This is a genomic window from Rhodopseudomonas sp. B29, assembly GCF_000333455.1.
GTDB lineage: Bacteria > Pseudomonadota > Alphaproteobacteria > Rhizobiales > Xanthobacteraceae > Rhodopseudomonas.
Window position 1 is genome coordinate 1 of the sequence record NZ_BADD01000532.1, and the last position, 4,179, is coordinate 4,179.

Consider the following 4,179-nt stretch of genomic DNA (forward strand, 5'->3'; position numbering starts at 1 on the left):
GGAGGCCTTGTCTTCCTTGGTCGGCTCCATCGCGTGAGCACGCATCACGACTCGAAACATCGCCAGATGTGTCCGCAGATTGCCGAGCTCGCGCATGCTGGGCATCCAGTTGGTCGCGATATCGACCGTCGAGGCGTTGATCGTCCGCATCTTCAGGAGTGCGAGGCCGCCGAGCGCTGCCATGACGACAAGCAGTGCGACTACTAGCGTCGAGATCTTGGTGCGAATGGAAAATTGCGAAAGCATGGATCACTGTCCCTCTGGTCGGGCGTCCGCGCGGATAGTACCCGCTAGCGGTGGCCGGAAGGACACCAATCCCGACCGCAGCAACTATCAATCGGTGGTCGTGCCGGAAGCACAACCGGCACCGCCCCCCGGAAAGCTTTGCTTTCCGTTGCGCCAGTCATGCAAAATGGAACTTGTCGAGGGGTTAATTTACGCGCTCGTACTTGTACGAGGAGATTTTCCCGGACCTGCGCATGGGCTGAGGAGTATGGCTACTCGGTCACGGACTTGGTCACCGACTTGGACTGGGCTTGGGCAGGACGAGTACGTAAATATCGCGGCGCGTCGCCCCGGCGAGGCCAAACAGCGGCCGGTTGAGCCAGACCTGGCCGCGCAGGATCGGATTTTGCCCGGCCGCGATCTGGTCGGCACGCCCGACGCAGCCGCTGTCCTCGGCGGGACAAACCAAAACGCCGCCGCGCGTTGTGATCTCCGCCGCCAAGGCGGATGAGTCTCCGCCGGCGAAGGCCCGCGTATCGGTGCGCAGATAATAGGCCGTGCCGCCGGCGAGCGCCGGCTCGCCTGCCACCAGGGCGATCGGCTGATCGGTATGCGTCCGCCATTCCTGTTCGATGCGGTCGGCGAGCAGCGAGGCGTATTCGGCCGGGCCGGGCGGCTCGCGCAAATGGATCGCCAACGCCACGATCGGCGAGGCCAACAGCGCGCCGACCGACACCACGGCCGCGACCGCCATGATCGACCGCACTGTATCGCGGCTGACTGAGATCAATGGTGACGTCAGCAGCACCAGCGGCAACAAGGTCCATCCCGGCATGGTCCACAACGGCACGATGCGGATGCCGCTGATCAGCGCAACCGCCATCGGCAGCAGCACCATCAACACTTGCGCGATCAGCACGGTGCGACGCGGCGCATCCAGCGGCCAGATCAGGTCGGCGAGCGCAGGCCGCGACGGCCGCAGCAGGACAGCCCAAGCGATCACCGCCGCAGCCGCATAGCCGATGCTGCCGAGCAAATAAGTCGCCGTATCGCGCGCGTTGGCGGCGAAGCCGGAAGACTCATGCGCTGCGGCATAGCCGAAGGTCGGGAAATTGTGGTCGTACAGCCAGACGAGGTGCGGCGCCAGCACCGCGCCGCCAGCGATGATCATCAGCCACGGCGCCGGCGAGGCGAAGAAGCGGCCTCGTCGCGGATCGAACAGCGCCGCGAGTCCCAGCGCGCCGACCAGCACGATCGACCAGTATTTGCCGAGCATCGAGGCGCCGGCGAACAAGCCCGCCAGCGCGCCCCACAACGCGCCCGGCGACTCCAGCGCGCGCAGGAAGCAGTAGATCGTCGCCGCCCATACCGGCAGCAACACTGCGTTGGCGTTGTATTTCAGCGCCAGGAAGTTGAAGAACGGGATCAGCGTCAGCAGCGCCAGGCCGAACAGCGACTTCTCGGCATTCATGTAGCGCCGCATCGTCCGCCAGGCGATCCACAGCGTCAGCGCGATGTTGACGGTCGCCAGCAGATGAAAGCCGATGTCCGACACCGGAACCAGCGTGAACCAGGCTTTGGTGATCCAGCCCGACAGTGGCGGGTGCTTGGCATTGCCTAACGCCAGATGCCGCGACCAGTCGTACAGCTCGGTCTCATCTGGATGCAGGTCGCGCGGCCAGGTCGAGATCGTCCGGTAGGCCGTCCAGATGACCGTGTAGACCGCGAGCGTCAGCAGGACGGTCCGCTCCTGCCGCTGCGGATCGAGCAATGCGGCGATCCAGCGCTCGAACGGCGCGAAGCGGAAGCGGGAAGGGGACGTCGCAGGCATGCGAGGTTGGCGATCCGGTGCTTGAGGCGGGCGGACTTGATCGGTTCGGACCGCCCCCGTCAAGCACGCAAAACCGGCGGTTTTTCGGGCGGTTGCGCCATCCGTTCGCCTTGCCGGGGGAGAGGCCCGATGCTATCTCGCGGCCATGACCACCGTCCCCATCGACAATATCCGCAACTTCTCCATCGTCGCCCATATCGACCATGGCAAGTCGACGCTCGCCGACCGCCTGATCCAGATCACCGGCGGCATGTCCGACCGCGAAATGGCCGGCAAGGAGCAGGTGCTGGACTCGATGGACATCGAGCGCGAGCGCGGCATCACCATCAAGGCGCAGACCGTGCGCCTGAAATACCGCGCCAAGGACGGCAAGGACTACATCTTCAACCTGATGGACACGCCCGGCCACGTCGACTTCGCCTACGAGGTGTCGCGGTCACTGGCGGCCTGCGAAGGTTCGCTGCTGGTGGTCGACGCCTCGCAGGGCGTCGAGGCACAGACGCTCGCCAACGTCTACCACGCACTCGACGCCAACCACGAGATCGTCCCGGTGCTCAACAAGGTCGATTTGCCGGCGGCCGAACCCGAGAAAATCAAGCAGCAGATCGAGGACGTGATCGGGCTGGACGCCTCCGACGCCGTGATGATCTCGGCCAAGACCGGCCTCGGCGTGCCGGACGTGCTGGAAGCCATCGTCACCCGGCTGCCGCCGCCCAAGGGCGACCGCGACGCGACCCTGAAGGCGCTGCTGGTCGACTCTTGGTACGACGTCTATCTCGGCGTCGTGGTGCTGATCCGCGTGGTCGACGGCGTCCTCAAGAAGGGCCAGCGCATCCGCATGATGGGCACCGGCGCCGCCTACGACGTCGAGCGCGTCGGCTTCTTCACGCCCAAGATGGTCAATGTCGACGAACTCGGCCCCGGCGAGATCGGCTTCATTACCGCCGCCATCAAGGAAGTCGCCGACACCCGCGTCGGCGACACCATCACGGACGACAAAAAGCCGATCACCGAGATGCTGCCGGGCTTCAAGCCGGCCATCCCGGTGGTGTTCTGCGGCCTGTTTCCGGTCGATGCCGACGATTTCGAGACGCTGCGCGCCGCGATGGGCAAGCTGCGGCTCAACGACGCGTCGTTCTCGTTCGAGATGGAGACCTCGGCCGCGCTCGGCTTCGGCTTCCGCTGCGGCTTCCTCGGCCTGCTGCACCTCGAGATCATCCAGGAGCGGCTCTCCAGAGAGTTCGACCTCGACCTGATCGCGACCGCGCCGAGCGTCATCTACAAAATGAAGCTCACCGACGGCACCGAACTCGAGATCCACAATCCGGTCGACATGCCGGACGTCGTCAAGATCGCCGAGATCCAGGAGCCGTGGATCGAGGCGACGATCCTGACGCCCGACGAATATCTCGGCAGCGTGCTCAAGCTGTGCCAGGACCGCCGCGGCAATCAGAAGGAGCTGACTTACGTCGGCGCCCGCGCCATGGTGAAGTACGAGCTGCCGCTCAACGAGGTGGTGTTCGATTTCTACGATCGGCTGAAGAGCGTGTCGAAGGGCTACGCCTCGTTCGACTATCACCTCACCGACTACAAGCCGGCCGACCTGGTGAAGATGCAGATCCTCGTCAATGCCGAGCCGGTCGACGCGCTATCGATGCTGGTCCACCGGACCCGCGCCGAGGGCCGCGGCCGCGCCATGGTCGAGAAGATGAAAGAGTTGATTCCGCCGCACATGTTCCAGATCCCGATCCAGGCGGCGATCGGCGGCAAGGTGATCGCCCGCGAAACCGTCCGCGCCCTGCGCAAGGACGTCACCGCCAAATGCTACGGCGGCGACATCACCCGCAAACGCAAGCTGCTCGAGAAGCAGAAAGAAGGCAAAAAGCGGATGCGCCAGTTCGGCAAGGTGGACATTCCGCAGGAGGCGTTCATCGCGGCGCTGAAGGTGGATGGGTGAGGAGGCGTTCTTTAGGGAATCGGCAAATCAATGCCGGCTTGCGAGCAGCTGAGCCGCGCAGGTGGGGCGAGGCCGCTTAGGTCGGAAAAGCAATAATTAGTTGTAAGGAAGTTCGGACGCGGCTTTTGCTCGTTGTCGGACCGTCGTCATTGTGTAAGCTGATCAA

At 64.4% G+C, this 4,179-nt stretch carries 3 protein-coding genes; 1 reads left to right on the forward strand and 2 read right to left on the reverse strand.

Going from position 1 to position 4,179, the window contains the following annotated elements; all coding sequences use genetic code 11:
- Positions 1–246: Tar ligand binding domain-containing protein (locus I5M_RS30105; RefSeq protein ID WP_040771785.1), on the reverse strand; the 246-nt coding region annotated here is incomplete at its 3' end.
- Positions 247–517: 271 nt separating this feature from the next.
- Positions 518–2,056 (reverse strand): glycosyltransferase family 39 protein, encoded by a 1,539-nt coding sequence (locus I5M_RS18860; protein WP_022722818.1) that lies wholly within the window; start codon positions 2,054–2,056, stop codon positions 518–520.
- Positions 2,057–2,201: 145 nt separating this feature from the next.
- Between I5M_RS18860 and lepA the strand changes: the two genes are divergently transcribed.
- A complete protein-coding gene (gene lepA, locus I5M_RS18865; protein ID WP_022722819.1) occupies positions 2,202–4,013 on the forward strand; it encodes a translation elongation factor 4 in 1,812 nt (603 codons plus the stop codon).
- Positions 4,014–4,179 lie beyond the last annotated feature (166 nt).

Excerpts from the sequence above, each read along its gene's own strand:
- lepA (WP_022722819.1), top strand. The coding sequence starts at position 2,202 with ATGACCACCGTCCCCATCGACAATATCCGCAACTTCTCCATCGTCGCC.
- I5M_RS18860 (WP_022722818.1), bottom strand. The coding sequence starts at position 2,056 with ATGCCTGCGACGTCCCCTTCCCGCTTCCGCTTCGCGCCGTTCGAGCGC.